The 19005-nt window shown below is 69.1% G+C and carries 14 protein-coding genes; all 14 read left to right on the plus strand.

Annotation, left to right across the window (positions count from 1 at the left end; genetic code table 11):
- The first annotated feature begins 50 nt into the window (after positions 1 to 50).
- The 14 genes from ACGF3C_RS11695 (at position 51) to ACGF3C_RS11760 (ending at position 18892) form a co-directional block, all read left to right on the plus strand.
- Entirely contained in the window at positions 51 to 893 is an 843-nt protein-coding gene (locus tag ACGF3C_RS11695; protein ID WP_393221173.1) for a DUF4097 domain-containing protein, read from the plus strand.
- A gap of 33 nt (positions 894 to 926) precedes the next feature.
- Positions 927 to 1904: an ATP-binding cassette domain-containing protein gene (locus ACGF3C_RS11700; RefSeq protein ID WP_357233921.1), complete on the plus strand. Its 978-nt coding sequence runs from the start codon at positions 927 to 929 to the stop codon at positions 1902 to 1904.
- Complete coding sequence (locus tag ACGF3C_RS11705; protein WP_393221177.1) at positions 1901 to 2689, plus strand: ABC transporter permease; 789 nt, start codon at positions 1901 to 1903, stop codon at positions 2687 to 2689. The genes ACGF3C_RS11700 and ACGF3C_RS11705 overlap by 4 nt, the downstream gene beginning before the upstream one ends.
- Before the next feature lie 861 nt (positions 2690 to 3550).
- Entirely contained in the window at positions 3551 to 3718 is a 168-nt protein-coding gene (locus ACGF3C_RS11710; protein WP_393221180.1) for a hypothetical protein, read from the plus strand.
- A 538-nt stretch (positions 3719 to 4256) separates the two neighbouring features.
- Complete coding sequence (araB, locus tag ACGF3C_RS11715; RefSeq protein WP_357228463.1) at positions 4257 to 5939, plus strand: ribulokinase; 1683 nt, start codon at positions 4257 to 4259, stop codon at positions 5937 to 5939.
- A complete protein-coding gene (locus tag ACGF3C_RS11720; RefSeq protein ID WP_238686382.1) occupies positions 5936 to 6628 on the plus strand; it encodes an L-ribulose-5-phosphate 4-epimerase in 693 nt (230 codons plus the stop codon). Before araB ends, ACGF3C_RS11720 begins: the two co-directional genes overlap by 4 nt.
- Positions 6629 to 6756: 128 nt before the next feature.
- Complete coding sequence (locus ACGF3C_RS11725; RefSeq protein WP_393221184.1) at positions 6757 to 7761, plus strand: ABC transporter substrate-binding protein; 1005 nt, start codon at positions 6757 to 6759, stop codon at positions 7759 to 7761.
- A gap of 188 nt (positions 7762 to 7949) precedes the next feature.
- Positions 7950 to 9491 (plus strand): sugar ABC transporter ATP-binding protein, encoded by a 1542-nt coding sequence (locus tag ACGF3C_RS11730; protein ID WP_393221187.1) that lies wholly within the window; start codon positions 7950 to 7952, stop codon positions 9489 to 9491.
- On the plus strand, positions 9488 to 10558 hold the full coding sequence (locus tag ACGF3C_RS11735) for an ABC transporter permease (RefSeq protein WP_357228470.1): 1071 nt from the start codon (positions 9488 to 9490) through the stop codon (positions 10556 to 10558). The genes ACGF3C_RS11730 and ACGF3C_RS11735 overlap by 4 nt, the downstream gene beginning before the upstream one ends.
- Positions 10555 to 11544, plus strand: a complete 990-nt coding sequence (gene yjfF, locus ACGF3C_RS11740; RefSeq protein WP_393221191.1) for a galactofuranose ABC transporter, permease protein YjfF — start codon at positions 10555 to 10557, stop codon at positions 11542 to 11544. The genes ACGF3C_RS11735 and yjfF overlap by 4 nt, the downstream gene beginning before the upstream one ends.
- 26 nt (positions 11545 to 11570) lie before the next feature.
- Positions 11571 to 13073, plus strand: coding sequence for an L-arabinose isomerase (araA, locus tag ACGF3C_RS11745; protein WP_355006876.1), 1503 nt, complete (start codon positions 11571 to 11573; stop codon positions 13071 to 13073).
- A 342-nt stretch (positions 13074 to 13415) separates the two neighbouring features.
- Positions 13416 to 15536 (plus strand): family 43 glycosylhydrolase, encoded by a 2121-nt coding sequence (locus ACGF3C_RS11750; protein ID WP_357228474.1) that lies wholly within the window; start codon positions 13416 to 13418, stop codon positions 15534 to 15536.
- A 411-nt stretch (positions 15537 to 15947) separates the two neighbouring features.
- Positions 15948 to 16934, plus strand: coding sequence for a LacI family DNA-binding transcriptional regulator (locus ACGF3C_RS11755; RefSeq protein ID WP_357205456.1), 987 nt, complete (start codon positions 15948 to 15950; stop codon positions 16932 to 16934).
- A 302-nt stretch (positions 16935 to 17236) separates the two neighbouring features.
- Positions 17237 to 18892 (plus strand): glycoside hydrolase family 27 protein, encoded by a 1656-nt coding sequence (locus tag ACGF3C_RS11760; RefSeq protein WP_393221195.1) that lies wholly within the window; start codon positions 17237 to 17239, stop codon positions 18890 to 18892.
- The last annotated feature ends 113 nt before the right edge of the window (positions 18893 to 19005 follow it).

Consider the following 19005-nt stretch of genomic DNA (forward strand, 5'->3'; position numbering starts at 1 on the left):
ACGCCGCTGACCAGCGGCGACCTTCGCCGACCACCTTTCGGGAGACCACCATGCCTGTTTTCGACACGCCAGAAGCGATTTCCGCCCGGATCGAGATCCCGGTCGGGGACGTCTGGATCGCGGCCAGCGACCGCACCGACACGGTGGTGACCGTGCGGCCCCGCGACCCGTCGAGCAAGGCCGACCTGAGTGCCGCGGAGCAGACCACGGTCGAGTACGCCGCCGGGCAGCTGGTGGTCAGGGTGCCGAAGAGTTGGCGCCGCTACGGGTTCGGTGCCGGACCGTCGGTCGACGTCCTGATCGAGCTGCCGACCGGATCGGGCGTACAGGCCGAGTCGTCGTGGGCGGCGTTCCGCTGCGAGGGCCGGCTCGGCGAGTGCCGCATCAAGACCGGTGGCAACATCAGGCTCGACGAGACCGGGCCGCTGGACATCGACTCCAGCCACGGCGAGGTCGCGGCCGAGCGCGTCCTCGGCTCCGCCCGGGTGAAGGTGTCGTCCGGCAAGGTGCGTCTCGGAGTCGTCGACGGCAGCGCCGAGATCAAGAACTCCTCCGGTGACTGCTGGATCGGTAACGGTGGCGGCGCCGTCCGGATCAACACGGCCTACGGCGACGTCACGGTGGACACCGCACTGGCCTCGGTGACGGCCCGTACCGCTTACGGCAACCTCCGGCTGGGCGAGGTCGTCCGGGGAGTTGTCGAGTTGCAGACCTCCTACGGCGCCATCGAGGTCGGCATCCGTCGCGGGACGGCCGCCTGGCTGGACGTCAGTTCCAAGCACGGCCGTGTGCACAACGCGCTGGAGTCGACCGACAGCCCGGCGCAGACCGACGAGACGGTCGAGGTCCGGGCGAACACCTCCTTCGGCGACATCATGATCCGCCGCGCCTGACCCACCGCCCCGCCGACCACAGATGAGGAGACCATGACCAGTTCCATGAACCCCGCGATTGTCGCCACCGACCTGCGCAAGTCCTACGGCGACAAGGTCGTGCTGGACGGCATCGACTTGATGATCACCGAGGGCACCATCTTCGCGTTGCTCGGTCCGAACGGCGCCGGCAAGACCACCACCGTGCAGATCCTCTCCACCCTCATCGACGCCGACGGCGGTAACGCCCGTGTCTTCGGGCACGACCTGACCCGGGAACCCGACGCGGTACGCGCGCTGATCGGCGTCACCGGCCAGTTCTCCGCCGTCGACAACCTGCTCACCGGTCGGGAGAACCTGACCCTGATGGCCGACCTGTGCCACCTGGACCGGGCCGTCGGTCGGCGGCGAATCGACGACCTCCTCGACCAGTTCGACCTGACCGAGGCGGCCGGCAAGCCGGCGTCCACGTACTCCGGCGGTATGCGCCGCCGGCTCGACCTCGCGATGACCCTGGTCGGCGAGCCCCGCGTCATCTTCCTCGACGAGCCGACCACCGGCCTCGACCCGCGCAGCCGCCGGGCCATGTGGCACATCATCCGCGCACTCGCCGCCGAGGGCGTGACCATCCTGCTCACCACGCAGTACCTGGAGGAGGCCGACCAGCTCGCCGACCGGGTGGCGTTCCTCGACCACGGACGGCTGATCGCCGAGGGCACGCCGCGCGAGCTCAAGCGGCTCATCCCGGGCGGCCACGTCGTGTTGCAGTTCGCCGACCAGGAGGGGCTCGACTCGGCGGCCCGGACGTTCGAGGCCGCCACCCGCGACGACGCGGCGCTCACCCTCCAGGTGCCGAGTGATGGAGGGGTCGGGTCGCTGCGATCCCTGCTCGACCAGCTCGACCACGCCTCGATCAGCGTGGCGGGGCTCTCCGTGCACACCCCCGACCTCGACGACGTCTTCCTCACCCTCACCGGGCAGCCTGACACCCGGGCCAGCCGATCCGACAACGAAAGGGCTCCCGCGCGATGAGCACCCTCTCCCTCGCCGTCCGCGACTCGAGCACCATGCTGCGGCGAAACCTGCTGCACATGCGGCGGTACCCGTCGATGACGTTCCTGCTCATCGGCATCCCGATCATCATCCTGCTGCTCTTCGTCTACGTCTTCGGCGGCACGCTCGGCGCCGGTCTCGGCCCGTCCGGCGGCCGCTCCCAGTACGCCAACTACGTCACCCCCGGCATCCTGCTCATCACAGTGGTCAGCGCCGCGCAGGGCACCGCCATCTCGGTCGCGATGGACATGACCGAGGGGATCATCGCCCGGTTCCGCACGATGTCGATCTTCCGACCGTCGGTCCTGACGGGTCACGTACTGGGCAGCCTGGTGCAGACCATGCTCAGCCTCGCGGCCGTCACCGTCGTGGCGCTGCTGGTCGGGTTCCGGCCCAACGCGAACGCGGTCGAGTGGCTCGCGGCGGTCGGCGTACTCGCCATGATCACCTTCGCGCTGACCTGGCTGTCCGTCGCCCTCGGCCTGGTCAGTGACAGTGTCGAGACGGCGAGCAACCTGCCCATGCCGCTGATCCTCCTACCGTTCCTCGGCAGCGGGTTCGTCCCCACCGACTCCATGCCGACCGCCGTGCGGCTGTTCGCGGACTACCAGCCCTTCACGCCCGTCATGGAGACCCTTCGCGGCCTGCTCCTGGGCACCGGGATCGGCGCCAACGGGATCATCGCGGTCATCTGGTGCGCCGTCATCACAGTGGGTGGCTTCCTGTGGGCCAAGGCCCTGTACAACCGCAACAGGACGGCCTGATCCGACCGGCGCGTCCCGGTACCACCGCAGCGGAGAGCCGGCGGCTCGGCCCACAGGGGTCCGGCCGCCGGCTCGTGGCGTCGCGCTACCGGCGGCGCGAGTGTGAGGTCCGGCGGCGGGGCAGCGGGGCAGCGGGGCGGCGGGGCGGCGGGGCGGCGGGGCGGCGGGGCGAGTGTGGGGTCGAGCGGCGGGAGTGCGTGCTCGACCCGGCTCTCGGAAGCACGCCGCCTCGCGCCCCACCCCGCCTCGCGCCCCACACCCCGCCTCGCGCCCCACACCCCGCCTCGCGCCCCACACCCCGCCTCGCCCCGCCCCCGCCCCTGCCACCCCGCCTCGCCCCGCCCCCGCCCCTGCCACCCCGCCTCGCCCCGCCCCCGCCCCTGCCACCCCGCCTCGCCCCGCCCCCGCCCCCGCCCCCGCCCCTGCCACCCCGCCTCGCCCCGCCCCTGCCACCCCGCCTCGCCCCGCCCCTGCCACCCCGCCTCGCCCCGCCCCTGCCACCCCGCCGCGGACTGCCCCGCCCGCGGACTGCTCTGCCGCCGTGGCCGTCAGGCCCAACGGCTAGCCGGGGACGAGCGCTGGAACCACATCCGCTGATCAGCCTGATGTCTGTGAGTCATCGTGATGACTCACAGACATCACGCTCATTGCAGTGAGGCCCTCCAGGTCATGCGCTCGGCGATTCAGGGCGCGCGGATCGCGCCGCAAGTCGCCGACCTGCCCCAGCGGGATCGCGGGCAACTCGCCAGTGGTCCACCATGCCGGGATGTCATCGACTCGCCTTGTCACCCTGCTCGGTGCTGCCGCGCGGCAGCAACGACAGCTGCGCGACCTGAGCCAGCGTCAGTTGGCCAGCGTCAGTTGGCCGCGTTGGCTGCGTTGGCCGCGTTGGCCGCGTTGGCCGCGTTGGCCGCGTTGGCCGCGTTGGCCGCGTTGGCCGCGTTGGCCGCGTTGGCCGCGTTGGCCGACCAGGCTGCGGTGGCCCGGTTCGAACGCGGCCGATCACTCCGCCGCGACCCCGCGACGTGAAAGAGAGCCCGAGTGGAGCTTTGCCTCCGGGTCGCTCGACGCGCCGTCGGGCGCGCGGGGCGACCGGGGGGGGCGGGCACACCAAGACGTTGAATGTTATCGATAACACCGGGCGGTGGCCCGGCTTCGCGTCGGGTGGGTCGCCCTCTGGGGGCGCTCAGCCAAGAGCCCGCATGGTCGTCGATGGCTGTCGGGCGGATCCGAGCACGCGACCGTGACGCCTCGGGAATGTTATCGCTGCCATCATCTCCGAGGGAGAAGTGGCCGCTATCGGACGGCGATGTCGCAATGTGCGGCGGACCAGACCTGTCACGTCGCCCTGTTGGCGGCTCTCCGGGCAGCGCTCGTACCCGGCGCGGGCCCCAATCGTCAGATGGCTGCCGCAGTTGAGGGCGAAATGGTGGTTCTGTGCCGGTTCGCTATCTACCTCCCGAGTCGGCCCGCCTTTCGCGTTCCGTTACGGAGCTGTTGCGGGTAGATGTCTTGACGAGGCTGGATGTGAGCGTTAACACTATCCCCGTTAACGGTGGAGGTGAACATGAACCGTGTGGACGGAGCTGACGACCGCTACGTCGTCGGTGTCGACTATGGCACCCTGTCCGGGCGAGCTCTGGTGGTCCGTGTCGGCGATGGTGCCGAGTTGGGGACCGCGGTGCACGAGTACGGCGATGGCGTGATCAGTACGGCCCTTCCGGGAGGCCGAACGCTGCCCCCGGACTGGGCCCTGCAGAACCCGCAGGACTACCGCGACGTGCTGAGGTACGCCGTCCCGGCGGCACTGTCCGCCGCGGGGGTGGACCCGGCGGCGGTGGTCGGCATCGGCATCGACTTCACCGCCTGCACCGTGCTGCCGACGCTCGCCGACGGCACCCCGCTGTGCGAGACGCCCGAGCTGCGCGACCGACCGCACGCCTGGGTGAAGCTGTGGAAGCACCACGCCGCGCAGCCGCACGCCGACCGGATCAACGCGCTCGCTCACGAGCGGGCCGAGTCGTGGATCGGCCGGTACGGCGGCAAGATCTCCGCCGAGTGGCAGTACGCCAAGGGCCTGCAGCTCCTGGAGGAGGACCCGGAGGTCTACGACCGGGCCGAGCGCTTCATCGAGGCCGCCGACTGGATCGTCTGGCAGCTCTGCGGCACCGAGACCCGCAACGTCTGCACGGCCGGCTACAAGGGCATCCTGCAGGACGGTCACTACCCCTCCGAGGGCTTCCTGACCGCTCTCAACCCCAACTTCGGCGACTTCGTGGCCAAGCTCGACGGCCCGTTGCTGCCCCTCGGTGCCCGGGCCGGCGCGCTCACCGCCCAGGCCGCCGCCTGGACCGGCCTGCCGGAGGGGATCGCGGTGGCCGTCGGCAACGTCGACGCGCACGTCACCGCGGCGTCCGCGCAGGCGGTGCAGCCCGGTCGGCTGGTCGCCATCATGGGCACCTCGACCTGTCACGTCGTCAACGGCGCGGAGGTCGCCGAAGTGGCCGGCATGTGCGGTGTGGTTGATGGGGGCATCAGCCCCGGCGCGTGGGGTTACGAGGCCGGGCAGAGCGGTGTCGGCGACATCTTCGGCTGGTTCGTCGAGCACGCCGCCCCGGCCGGCGTCGACTCACACGTTCGCCTCACCGAGCTGGCCGCGAGTCAGCCCGTCGGCGCGCACGGCCTGATCGCGTTGGACTGGTGGAACGGCAACCGTTCCCTGCTGGTCAACCACGACCTCAGCGGGATGATCGTCGGCATGACCCTGGCCACCCGGCCGGCGGACATCTACCGGGCCCTGCTGGAGTCCACCGCGTACGGCACCCGGATGATCATCGAGGCGTTCGTCGACGCCGGAGTCCCGGTGAACGACCTGGTGATCGCCGGTGGTCTGACCAACAACGCGCTGCTGATGCAGATCTACGCCGACGTGACCAGGCGACCGCTGAACATCATCGCCTCGGCGCAGGGGCCGGCGCTGGGCTCGGCGATCCACGCCGCCGTCGCCGCCGGTGAGTTCCCCTCGATCCACGAGGCGTCGCAGGCCATGGGTCGGGTGCACGAGGCCGTCTACCGTCCGGACCCCGAGCGGGCCCGCGCCTACGACGCCCTCTACGCCGAGTACCGGACGCTGCACGACCACTTCGGTCGTGGCGGCAACGACGTCATGCTCCGCCTGCGGGCGATCCGCAACGCGGCGGTCGAGACCGCCACGACCACCCACGATGCCCCGTTGGAGGTGGTGGCGTGAACGCCGAGGTGACCCGACAGATCGCCGAGCTGCGCGAGACAGTGGCCCGCCTGCACGCCGAGCTGACCCGGTACAACCTGGTCGCCTGGACGTCCGGCAACGTCTCCGCGCGGGTACCCGGCCAGGACCTGATGGTGATCAAGCCGAGTGGGGTGAGCTACGACGACCTCACCGCGGCCACGATGGTGGTGTGCGACCTCGACGGCGTTCTCGTCGAGGGCGACTTCGCCCCGTCCAGCGACACCGCCGCCCACGCCTACGTCTACCGGGCCATGCCCGAGGTCGGTGGGGTCGTGCACACGCACAGCTCGTACGCGACCGCGTGGGCCGCGTGTGGGGAGTCGATCCCCTGCCACCTCACCGCCCAGGCCGACGAGTTCGGTGGGGAGATCCCGATCGGTCCGTTCGCGCTGATCGGCGGTGACGACATCGGCAAGGGCATCGTCGCCACCCTCGCCGGGCACCGCTCGCCGGCGGTGCTGATGCGCAACCACGGCGTGTTCACCATCGGCCGCGACGCCCGCGCGGCGGTCAAGGCAGCGGTCATGTGCGAGGACGTGGCGCGTACCGCGCACCTGGCCCACACCCTCGGGCAGCCGGTCCCGATGGCGCAGGCCGACATCGACTCGCTCTACGACCGCTACCAGAACGTCTACGGCCAACAACCAGTCGCACCGGCGGGTTCCTGACCCTGCACCGAAGACCCGGGACCCGTCGGTCTGCACCACGACGCACCAGCACGCACCACCCGCGTACGCCGCTTCTCGCACCTCTGCGGTCGGCGCGGTTACCCACCACATCCAGCCAAGGAGATTCGATGGGAAAGATGCGAACGCAGTCCGTTCGGTGGCGCGCTGCCGCAGTCCTCGCCAGCGTGCTGCTGGTCGGCGGCGTGGCGGCCTGTGGCAACAGTGACACCGGCGGCGGCGGGTCCAAGGACGATGGCAAGATCACGATGGGCTTCTCCCAGGTCGGTGCGGAGAGCGGTTGGCGTACCGCGAACACCACCTCGATCAAGGAGTCCGCGACCGCGGCCGGCATCGAGCTGAAGTTCGACGACGCGCAGCAGAAGCAGGAAAACCAGATCAAGGCGATCCGCAACTACATCCAGCAGAAGGTCGACGTGATCGCCTTCTCGCCGGTGGTGGAGTCCGGGTGGGACACCGTGCTCAAGGAGGCCAAGGACGCCGGCATCCCGGTCATCCTGACCGACCGCTCGGTGGACTCGGCCGACAAGTCGCTCTACAAGACCTTCCTCGGCTCGGACTTCGTCAAGGAGGGCCGGCTCGCCGGTGAGTGGCTGGTCGAGCAGAAGAAGACCGCCTCGGGCCCGGTGAACATCGTCGAGCTGCAGGGCAACACCGGTGCGGCGCCGGCGAACGATCGCAAGAAGGGCTTCGGCGAGGCGATCGCCGCCAACCCGAACCTGAAGATCATCGCCTCCCAGCCGGGTGACTTCACCCGGGCCGGCGGCAAGCAGGTCATGGAGCAGTTCCTCAAGGCCAACAAGCAGATCGACGTGTTGTTCGCGCACAACGACGACATGGGCCTGGGCGCGCTCGAGGCGATCACCGCCGCCGGCAAGGTGCCCGGCAAGGACATCACCATCATCACCGTCGACGCCGTCAAGGACGGCATGCAGGCTCTCGCCGACGGGAAGTTCAACTTCATCGCGGAGTGCAGCCCGCTGCTCGGCCCGCAGCTGATGGACCTGGCCAAGAAGGTCAAGGCCGGCGAGACGGTGCCTGCTCGGATCGAGACCGAGGAGACCACCTTCACGACCGAGCAGGCCAAGGAAGCTCTGCCCAACCGCAAGTACTGATCGACGACGGGGTCGCCGCGTTCGCGTGGCGGCCCCGCCGCGTCGCTTCCCTACCCGAAACGGACCGGGCTTGGCCCGCGACGACCCCCGTACCACGCCCGCCCGAGCGTCCCCCACGGACGACCGGGCGGGCGTGGCGGGAGCGTAGCGGCCCTTCCGTGTCGAGAACCCAGAAGAGGTCTGATGGGATGACGGATAGCCGTCCGGTCCTGACGATGACCGGGATCAGCAAGTCCTTCCCCGGGGTGCGCGCACTCCACGACGTCAACTTCCGGCTCTTCCCCGGCGAGGTGCACGCCCTGATGGGCGAGAACGGCGCCGGCAAGTCCACCCTCATCAAGGTGCTCACCGGCGTCTACGACACCGATGAGGGCGCGATCACCCTCGATGGCGAGGCCGTGTCGTTCACCGGCCCGATGCAGGCGACCGCCGCCGGTGTGAGCACCGTTTTCCAGGAAGTCAATCTCTGCACCAACCTCTCGGTGGCGGAGAACATCTTCATCGGCCGGGAGCCCCGGATCTTCGGCGCCGTCCGCTGGGGTGAGGTCCGCCGCCGGGCCCGAGACCTGCTCTCCCGCCTCGACCTCGACCTCGACGTCAGTGCGCCACTCGGCTCGTACTCGCTCGCGATCCAGCAGATGGTCGCCATCGCCCGCGCCATCGACATCAAGGCCCGGGTGCTGATCCTGGACGAACCGACGTCCAGCCTCGACGCCGGCGAGGTGGCACAGCTGTTCCGCATCATGCGGCAACTGCGCGACGAGGGCATCGCGATCCTGTTCGTGACCCACTTCCTCGACCAGGTCTACGAGATCGCCGACCGGATCACCGTGCTGCGCAACGGCGGGCTCGTCGGCGAGTACCTCACCACCGAGCTGCCCCAGCTCTCCCTGGTCGAGAAGATGATCGGCAAGGAGCTCGACGTCCTGGAGGGCATCGAGGAACACTCCCGGCGGGACCTGGCCGCGATGGAGGAGGGCACCCCCCTGGTGGCGGTGTCGAACTTCGGTCGGGCGGGAGCGGTCGAGCCGTTCAGCCTCACCATCCACGCTGGCGAGGTGGTGGGCCTGGCCGGCCTGCTGGGCTCGGGGCGTACCGAGGTCGCGCGATTGTTGTTCGGCGCCGACCGGACCGACGGCGGCCAGGTGGCGATCGACGGCACGGCGAGCAGCCTGCGCACCCCCGCGCAGGCCATCGCCCACGGCGTGGGCTTCTGTTCGGAGAACCGCCGGGCCGAGGGGATCGTCGCGGACCTCTCGGTCCGGGAGAACATGATCCTCGCGATGCAGGCGGCCCGTGGCTGGCTGCGGCCCATTCCGCGTCGCCGCCAGGACGAGCTGGTCGACAAGTACGTCAAGGCCCTCAACATCCGGCCCGCCGACCCGGAGGTGCCGGTCCGCAACCTCTCCGGCGGCAACCAGCAGAAGGTGTTGCTGGCCCGGTGGCTGATCACCGAGCCGCGACTGCTGATCCTCGACGAGCCGACCCGGGGCATCGACATCGGCGCGAAGACCGAAATCCAGAAGCTCGTGACGCAGCTGTCCGACGGGGGCATGGCGGTGCTGTTCATCTCCGCCGAGCTGGAGGAGGTGCTGCGCCTCAGCCACAAGGTGGCCGTCATGCGGGACCGGCAGATGGTCGCGCAGCTCGCCAACGACGAGAGCCTGGACGCCGACCGCGTCATGCAGACCATCGCCAGCGGATCCCACCGGGAGGAGGCAGACCGATGAACGACACCATGAGCCGCTATCGGACGATGATCGGTCACCGGCTGTTCTGGCCCGCCGCCGTGCTGTTCGTCATGCTCGCCGCGAACACGATCTACCGGCCCGGGTTCCTGTCCGTCGAGCTCAAGGACGGGCACCTGTACGGCACGCCGGTCGACATCCTTCGGCTGAGCGCACCGCTGATCCTCGTCGCGCTGGGCATGACCCTGGTCATCTCCACCGGCGGCATCGACCTGTCGGTGGGCTCGCTCTGCGCGATCAGCGGCGCGATCGCCTGCATGTACATCAGCAAGCAGCCCGACCAGAACAGCCTTGGCGTGGTGGTGACCGCCCTCGCGATGGCGATGGGCGTCGCGCTCGTGCTCGGCGCCTGGAACGGGGTGCTGGTGGCCGTGATCGGGATCCAACCGATCATCGCCACCCTGATCCTGATGGTCGCCGGCCGAGGTCTCGCCCAGCTGATCACCGAGGGCCAGATCATCACCATCAACTCCGAGCCGTACCGGGCGATCGGCCTGGGCCACGCGTTGACGCTGCCGCTGGCCATCTTCATCGCGCTCGCCGCGGCCCTGCTCGTCGCCGCGTTCACCCGTCGCACCGCACTCGGCATGATCATCGAGTCGGTGGGCGGCAACGCCATGGCCAGCCGGCTCGCCGGCATCCGGTCCGGCCGGGTCATCTTCCTGGCGTACGTGATCAGCGCCGCGTGTGCCGCGGTCGCCGGTTTCATGATGACGGCGAACGTCTCCAGCGCCGACGGCAACGCCGCCGGCCTCTGGGTCGAGCTGGACGCGATCCTCGCTGTCGTCATCGGCGGTACGTCCCTCGCGGGCGGCCGGTTCTTCCTGAGTGGCACGATCATCGGCGCGCTGATCATCCAGACCCTGACCACCACGGTGTACGCCATGGACATCTCGCCGCAGACCTCGCTGCTGTTCAAGGCGGTCGTCGTCATCGCCGTCTGCCTCATCCAGGCGCCGGCCTTCCGCGCCCGGTTCAGCCGACGTAGGCGCAACGTCCCGCCGCCCGCCACCATCGCCGACAAGCCGAAGGAGCAGGTGCCGGCATGACCACTGGAACGCTTACCGCCGGTCGTAACCGGTTCCGGCTGCCGAGGAAGCAGATACCGGTCCTGGCGACGCTCGCCCTGCTGCTGGTGATGTACGGCATCGGCGTCTCGCAGTACACGGCGTTCTCCAACGTCCAGGTCATCTTCAACGTCTTCATCGACAACGGCTTCCTGCTCGTCGTCGCGGTGGGCATGACCTTCGTGATCCTCACCGGGGGCATCGACCTGTCGGTCGGTTCGGTGGTCGCGATGACGGCGATGGTGTCGGCCGCGCTGCTGCAGGACGGCATGCCGGCGGCGCTGGTGCTGGTCATCGCCCTGCTCATCGGTCCGACGCTCGGCCTGTTGATGGGCTGCGTCATCCACTTCTTCGAGATCCAGCCGTTCATCGTGACGCTCGCCGGGATGTTCTTCGCCCGGGGCATGTGCACCTTCATCTCCGGCGCGTCGATCCCGATCACCGACGGGTTCTGGACCTCGATGTCGCAGGAGCGGATCGGGGACCCGCGGGGCAACTTCGTGTCGATCAGCGTGCTGATCGCCTTCGTGGTGGTCGTCATCGCCGCGTACGTGCTGGCCTACACCCGGCTGGGACGTAACGTGTACGCCATCGGCGGCAACCCGCAGTCGGCGCTGCTGATGGGCCTGCCGGTGGGGCGGACCCGGATCGCCGTCTACACGATCAGTGGTCTGTGCTCGGCCATCGGTGGGATCCTGCTGTCCTTCTACACCCTCTCCGGCGCGCCGCTGATCGCCGTGGGGATGGAGCTGGACGTCATTGCCGCCGTCGTCATCGGTGGCACTGTGCTCACCGGCGGCGCGGGTTACGTCTTCGGCACGGTGCTCGGCGTGCTGGTCCTCGGCGTGATCCAGACTCTCATCACCTTCGACGGGAGCCTCAACTCCTGGTGGACCAAGATCGTGATTGGCGGTCTGCTCTTCGCGTTCATCCTGCTTCAGCGCCTCATCGGAATCCGTTACAAGTGACCGCCCCTCTCGCGGAAGGCAACTCCATGGCACCACACACCGAACCCGAGATCTGGTTCCTCACCGGCAGCCAAGGCATGTACGGCGAGGAGACGCTCCGCCAGGTGGCCGAGCAGTCTCGCCAGATCGCGGCCGCGCTCGACGACTCGCCGCAGATTCCCGCCCGCGTGGTCTGGAAGCCCGTCCTGACCAACAGCGGTGAGATTCTGCAGGTCTGCCGGGACGCCGCCGCTCAGGGTGCCGTCGGGGTCATCGCCTGGATGCACACGTTCTCGCCGGCCAAGATGTGGATCTCCGGTCTGGACGCGTTGCAGACACCGCTGCTGCACCTGCACACCCAGGCCAACGTTCTGCTGCCGTGGAACGACATCGACATGGACTTCATGAACCTGAACCAGGCCGCCCACGGCGACCGCGAGTTCGGGTACATCCAGACGCGTCTCGGCGTGGCCCGCAAGACGGTGGCCGGGCACGTCAGTGACCCGCGGGTGACCAGTCGGGTCGGGGCGTGGGCCCGCGCCGCGCTGGGCTGGTCGGCGATGCGGTCGCTGCGCCTGGCCCGTTTCGGTGACAACATGCGCGACGTCGCGGTGACCGAGGGCGACAAGGTCGAGGCCGAGCTGCGGTTCGGGGTCTCGGTCAACACCTACGGGGTCAACGACCTGGTCGAGGTGGTCGGCGAGGTCACCGACGCGCAGGTGGACGACCTGGTCAAGGAGTACGAGGACACCTACCGCATCGTCGGCGCGCTGCTGCCCGGCGGCGAGCAGCACGACTCGCTGCGGTACGCCGCGCGCCTGGAGCTGGGCATGCGCGCCTTCCTGGACGCCGGTGGTTTCCGGGCCTTCACGACGAACTTCGAGGACCTCGGTGGGCTGCGTCAGCTTCCGGGCATCGCCGTGCAGCGGCTGATGGCGGACGGCTACGGCTTCGGCGGTGAGGGCGACTGGAAGACCTCGGTCCTGGTCCGCACCCTCAAGGCGATGTCGGTGGGCGTGAGCGGCGGCACGTCGTTCATGGAGGATTACACCTACGACCTCACCCCGGGCAACGAGTTGGTGCTGGGCGCCCACATGCTGGAGGTCTGCCCGACCATCGCCTCCGACGTACCCAATGTGGAGATCCATCCGCTGAGCATCGGTGGCCGGGAGGACCCGGTCCGGTTGGTGTTCGACGCCGCGGCCGGTCCGGCCGTGGTGCTCGGGCTGGCCGACATGGGGGAGCGCTTCCGGCTCGTGGCCAACGAGATCGACGTGGTGGCCCCGCCGCAACCACTGCGCCGGCTGCCGGTTGCCCGTGCCGTCTGGCGTCCGCGCCCCGACCTGCCGGTCTCGGCCGAGTCGTGGATCACCGCGGGCGCCCCGCACCACACCGTCCTGTCGCAGGCGGTGGGCGTGGAGGAGCTGCACGACCTGGCGGAGATGAGCCGCACCGAGCTGGTCGTCATCGACGCCGCCACGGAGCCTCGCCGCTTCGCCGACGAGCTGCGCTGGAACCAGGCCTACCACCGACTGGCTCGCGGCTTCTGATCAGCGCGGCCTGACGGCCCCCCTCGACACGGGTGGTCCATCCCTGCCTGCGGGCTGGGTGGACCACCCGTTCGCGTGTGGTCCTGGCAGCGACGCGAGGCGGCTGTGTTACGGCTTGACTAACAGCATGTTATCGCTCACAGTCTATAGCCAAGATGGTCGATGTCTTTGGCTGTCCGGCCACGCGCGCTCCCCACCTCTCCCGGTTTCGGCATCTCGCCGCCGTCGCGGTCGGGCTGGCGGTGTTAGCGATCACATGGCCGGGCTCGGTCAGATCGGCGCCCCGCCCGGTGCCGCGGACGCCGACCCAGATCGCTCGGTTCGCGCCAGCAGAGGAGGATCATGCTTTCCATCGGTCGGGTTTCCCGGGGTGCGCCCCGTCGGCGCGGGTGGCTGTCGAGACTTGCTGTCGCCGCGATGGCGCTGGTGGTCGGTGGCGCGGCCTCAGCCGTCGCCTCGTCGCCCGCGTCAGCGGCGACTGTCGACACCAATGCGTGGTACGTGTTGGTGAACCGCAACAGCGGCAAGGCGCTGGACGTCTACAACCTGGCGACGAACGACGGCGCGCGGATCACCCAGTGGACCCGCAACAACGGCAACCAGCAGCAGTGGCAGTTCGTCGACTCCGGTGGTGGGTACTACCGGGTGAAGTCGCGGCTCTCCGGCAAGGTGCTGGACGTCTCGGGCTTCTCGACCGCCAACGGCGGCAGCATCGTGCAGTGGAGCGACACCAACGGCACCAACCAGCAGTTCCGGCTTGCCGACTCCGACGGTGGCTACGTCCGGTTGATCAACCGGAACAGCAACAAGGTGATGGAGGTGCAGGGCGCCTCGACCGCCGACGGTGGCAACATCGTGCAGTACGACGACTGGAATGGCACCAACCAGCAGTGGCAGTTCGTCCGCGTCGACGGCGGGACGGACCCCACGACGCCGCCCCCCACCACGCCGCCCCCGTCGAACGGTACGTTCTCGAACCCGGCCATCTGGCAGGACTTCGCCGACGTCGACATCATCCGGGTCGACAACGTCTACTACCTGACGTCGTCCACCATGCACTACTCGCCCGGCGCGCCGGTCCTGCGCTCGTACGACCTGGTGAACTGGGAGTTCGCGGGTCACGCCGTACCCCGACTCGACTTCGGGTCGAAGTATGACATGAGCGGCGGTAACGCGTACGTCGACGGGATCTGGGCGTCGACGTTGAACTACCGGCCGAGCAACAGGCAGTACTACTGGGCCGGGTGCATCGACTTCGCGCAGACCCACATCTACACCGCGTCCGCCGTCGACAGCACGTGGAGCAAGCACGCCACAATCCCCAACTGCTACTACGACGCCGGCCTGCTGTTCGACGACAACGACACCCCGTACGTCGCGTACGGCAACGGCACCATCAGCGTGGCGCAGCTCTCCGCGGACGGGAAGTCCCAGGTTCGTGCCCAGCAGGTGTACCAGACGCCGTCGAGCATCGGGACGCTGGAGGGCGCCCGCTTCTACAAGCGCAACGGCGCGTACTACATCTGGCTCACCCGCCCGGCCAACGGCCAGTACGTGCTGAAGTCGACGAACGGCCCGTTCGGCCCGTACGAGCAGCGTCAGGTGCTGCTCAACCTGCCCGGCCCGATCTCCGGTGGCGGTGTGCCGCACCAGGGTGGGCTGGTGCAGACCCAGAACGGGGACTGGTACTACATGTCCTTCGTCGACGCGTACCCCGGTGGTCGGATGCCTGCCCTGGCCCCGATCACCTGGACCGGCGACGGGTGGCCCGTGCTGCAGACGGTCAACGGCGCGTGGGGCAGTTCGTACCCGAAGCCGAATCTGCCCGCCCCGCCCCGGGCGGTCAAGCCGCTCACCGGCACCGACACGTTCGCCGGCACCACGCTCGGCCCGCAGTGGGAGTGGAACCACAACCCGGACAACAGCAAGTGGTCGGTCAACAACGGCCTGAACCTGCAGACCGCCACCGTCACCGGTGACCTGTACAAGGCGCGTAACACGCTGACCCACCGCATCCAGGGTCCCACCTCGACCGCGACCATCGAGTTGGACTACTCCACCATGCGCGACGGCGACCGCACCGGCCTGGCGGTGCTGCGCAACTCGTCGGCCTGGATCGGAATCCGACGCGACAACGGCTCCACCCGGCTGGTCATGCAGAACGGTCTGACGATGGACGGCAGCTGGAACACCACAAGTACCGGCAGCGAGGTGGCGAGCACCGCCGTCTCCGGTGGCCGGATCTGGTTGCGCGCCAACGCCGACATCAGACCAGGTTCCGGCCGACAGGCACGCTTCTCGTACAGCACGGACGGGGTGAACTTCACCTCGTTCGGCAACGCCCTGACACTGGCGAACAACTGGCAGTTCTTCATGGGCTACCGGTTTGCCATGTTCAACCACGCGACGCAGGCGCTCGGTGGCGCGGTCACCGTGCGGCGGTTCGACCTGACCACCCCGTGACACCGATCACACGACGATCGCTCTGACCGGTGGTGCGGGCAACGCAGGCCTGGCGGCATGCGTTGCCCGCACCACCGCGTCAGGTCCTCGCCGGCCTGTCCGCGCCCTGTCCAGGAGCGAGGAACAGGCCGGCGCACCACACAAGGACCATGTCCCGTACCGGTTGGTGCGGGATTCCGGACGGCACCGCGTTGTACGGCTTCGGCGCGTCGGGCGGTCCCCGCACAGCCATGCCGTGTCCGGGGTCGTTGCTGGCGTAGACTGTCGGCGATCCAGCGCTGGTCACCTGGGATTCAGCACCGGCGTGGTGACTGAGCGAGGGGGATCGGGCCGGACCGCTCCAGTCGACGTCGACGGGCCGCGGGCCGGAGATGTAGCGGGGGGAGCGAAATGGCCGTCCACGGTCCCGCGATGACGGACGTTGCTCGTCTCGCCGGTGTCTCCCATCAGACGGTGTCGCGGGTGCTCAACGGGCACCCCAACGTCCGTGAGCAGACCCGGCTTCGGGTACGCGCGGCGATCGCCGAACTCGGCTACCGTCCCAACGGTGCGGCACGCGCCCTGGTGACCGGTCGATCGCAGGTCATCGGTGTGGTCGCGCAGAACACGACGCTCTACGGTCCGGCATCGCTGCTGGCCGCGCTGGAGCAGACCGCCGCCGAAGAGGGCTTCGCGGTCAGCGTCGGCAGCGTGCGCAACCTGGACCACCGCTCCATCTCGGCCGCCGTGGAGCGGCACCTGTCGCACCGGGTCGCCGGCATCGTGGTCATCGCCCCGGTCGAGTCGGCCGGTGAGGCGCTGGAGCGCCTGCCCAAGGATGTCCCGCTGGTCACGGTCGACGGTGACCCGAGTCGGCCGGTGCCGTTGGTGACCGTCGACCAGGTGGCGGGCGCCCGGGCGGCGACGCAACATCTGCTCGACGCCGGGCACCGCACCGTCTGGCACGTCTCCGGGCCGACCGACTGGTTCGACAGCGTGGGTCGGATCGACGGTTGGAGGCAGGCGTTGCTGGCCGCCGGGCTGGATCCGCCGCCGCCGATGCCGGGGGACTGGTCCGCGGCGTCGGGTTACCGGTGCGGGCAGATGTTGGCGCGGATGCCGGAGGTCACCGCCGTCTTCACGGCCAACGACCATCTCGCGCTGGGCGTGCTGCGGGCGCTGCACGAGTTCGGCCGACAGGTGCCGCACGAGATCAGCGTGGTCGGCTTCGACGACGTGCCGGAGGCGGCGTACTTCATTCCGCCGCTGACCACCGTCCGACCGGACTTCGACGCGGTGGCGCGAGCGAGCCTGCAGATGCTGCTGTCGCAGATCGAGTCGGGCACCGGCGGAGCGCTGCGGCAGACCATCGCCCCCGCTCTGGTCGCCCGCGAGAGCGTCGCTCCACCTCGCCGCTGACCCTCGGAGCAACCGCAGGTCGCCCCGCGTAGTGCGGGGAGCAGTCCCACCGCAGTGCGTATGGGGCCGCGCCAGCGTGCGCGAATTTCCGCCTTCCTCGTCTGATAAGACGTGACTCGATGGGTTGCAGAGTGTAACCAATCGATGTCGAGCGATGCGGAGCGGTGAAGGTATTGAACCTCGTGAAATGTCGCCGTAACATGATGGGCGTCTCTGTTAACGCTAACAAAAATTGCCACCCAACTATCGGCGTACCGACCAGAGATCGTAATCACGGGCGGGCGTCACTGACAGGAGGCTCGATGAACCGCAATACCCGAGGTCGTCGCTGGGGGAGCGTACTGGCGGCCGGAATACTGCTCGCCGGCACCCTCGTCGGCCTCCGCGCCCCGGCGGCGCAGGCACTCGACAACGGCGTGGCGCGTACGCCCCCCATGGGTTGGAATTCATGGAACTCGTTCGGCTGCAACATCAACGAGGCACTGATCCGGCAGACGGCTGATGCGATCGTCAGCAGCGGCATGCGGGACCTGGGCTACAACTACGTCGTGGTCGACGACTGCTGGTTCAACCCCAACCGGGACAGCTCCGGCAACATCCAGGGCGACCCCACCCGGTTCCCCAGCGGAATGAAGGCGCTCGGCGATTACCTGCACGCCCGGAACCTGAAGTTCGGCCTCTACCAGGTGCCGGTCGACAAGACCTGTGCCCAGTACTTCGGCTCCTACCCCGGCGCGACCGGCAGCCGCGGCCACGAGGTGCAGGACGCGCGCCAGTTCGCCGCCTGGGGTGTCGACTTCCTCAAGTACGACTGGTGCTCGCCGGAGGGCAGCATCAACGACCAGGTGACCACCTTCGCCAAGATGCGTGACGCGCTGGCCGCCACCGGCCGACCGATCGTCTACAGCATCAACTCGAACAGCATCCACGCCAAGACCGGCCCGCAGCGCAACTGGGGCGACGTGGCGAACATGTGGCGAACCACCGAGGACATCACCAACGCGTGGGACACCGGCCAGAGCAACGGGTACCCGATGGGCATCCAGAACATCATCAACGTGACCGTTCCGCTGGCGTCCTACGCGCGCCCGGGTGGGTTCAACGACCCCGACATGATGGAGGTCGGTCGCGGCGGCATGAACGACACGGAGATGCGCAGCCACTTCGCCATGTGGGCGATCATGGCTTCTCCGCTGATCGCCGGCAACGACGTGCGGAACATGAACGCCGCCACGCAGACCATCCTCAAGAACGCCAACCTGATCGCGATCAACCAGGACTCGCTCGGGTTGCAGGGGACGCAGGTGTCGTTCGACGGCACGCGTCGGGTGTTGGCCAAGCGGCTCGCCAACGGTGACGTCGCCGTCGCCCTCCTCAACCAGGGCGGCTCGACGACGACGATCTCGACCACGGCAGCGGCCATCGGCAAGTCCGGCTCGTCGTTCACCCTGGTCGACGCGTGGACCGGCGGCACCAGCACCAGCAGCGGGACCATCAGCGCCAGCGTCCCCGCGCACGGCACGGTGGTCTACCGGGTCAGCGGTGGCGGAACGACTCCTCCGACGACGCCGCCGCCGACCACGTCGAGCGCGTACGCCAGCGCCTCCTCCGGCCGCTGCCTCGATGTGCCGAACAGCAACACGACGAACGGCACGCAGCCGGTCATCTGGGACTGCAACGGCGCCGCCAACCAGCGCTGGACCAGGAGCGGCCAGACCCTGCAGGCCCTGGGCAAGTGCCTGGACGCGCCGTCGAACGCCGCAGCCGGCGCCAAGGTGCAGATCTGGGACTGCAACGGCGGGACCAACCAGCAATGGGCGGTCAACTCCAACGGCACGATCAGCAACGCGCAGACCGGGCTCTGCCTGGACGTCAACAACAACGCGACGGCCAACGGCACCACGGTGATCCTCTGGACCTGCACCGCGGCGGCGAACCAGCGGTGGTCGCAGCGGTAGCCGACCGGGGTCGCCGACCGCAGAGGTCGAGGCGGCCCGCCTGATCCGACGGTGGTGCTGGTGCCCGCGGACGACAGATGTCGTCCGCGGGCATCAGTCTGTAGAGTGCGGCG

It is taken from the genome of Micromonospora sp. NPDC047762 (genome assembly GCF_043204655.1).
Taxonomy (GTDB): Bacteria; Actinomycetota; Actinomycetes; order Mycobacteriales; family Micromonosporaceae; genus Micromonospora.

Coding starts and splice junctions, on each gene's coding strand:
- ACGF3C_RS11695 (WP_393221173.1), top strand. CDS start 51: ATGCCTGTTTTCGACACGCCAGAAGCGATTTCCGCCCGGATCGAGATC.
- ACGF3C_RS11700 (WP_357233921.1), top strand. CDS start 927: ATGACCAGTTCCATGAACCCCGCGATTGTCGCCACCGACCTGCGCAAG.
- ACGF3C_RS11705 (WP_393221177.1), top strand. CDS start 1,901: ATGAGCACCCTCTCCCTCGCCGTCCGCGACTCGAGCACCATGCTGCGG.
- araB (WP_357228463.1), top strand. CDS start 4,257: ATGAACCGTGTGGACGGAGCTGACGACCGCTACGTCGTCGGTGTCGAC.
- ACGF3C_RS11725 (WP_393221184.1), top strand. CDS start 6,757: ATGGGAAAGATGCGAACGCAGTCCGTTCGGTGGCGCGCTGCCGCAGTC.
- ACGF3C_RS11730 (WP_393221187.1), top strand. CDS start 7,950: ATGACGGATAGCCGTCCGGTCCTGACGATGACCGGGATCAGCAAGTCC.
- ACGF3C_RS11735 (WP_357228470.1), top strand. CDS start 9,488: ATGAACGACACCATGAGCCGCTATCGGACGATGATCGGTCACCGGCTG.
- yjfF (WP_393221191.1), top strand. CDS start 10,555: ATGACCACTGGAACGCTTACCGCCGGTCGTAACCGGTTCCGGCTGCCG.
- araA (WP_355006876.1), top strand. CDS start 11,571: ATGGCACCACACACCGAACCCGAGATCTGGTTCCTCACCGGCAGCCAA.
- ACGF3C_RS11750 (WP_357228474.1), top strand. CDS start 13,416: ATGCTTTCCATCGGTCGGGTTTCCCGGGGTGCGCCCCGTCGGCGCGGG.
- ACGF3C_RS11755 (WP_357205456.1), top strand. CDS start 15,948: ATGACGGACGTTGCTCGTCTCGCCGGTGTCTCCCATCAGACGGTGTCG.
- ACGF3C_RS11760 (WP_393221195.1), top strand. CDS start 17,237: ATGAACCGCAATACCCGAGGTCGTCGCTGGGGGAGCGTACTGGCGGCC.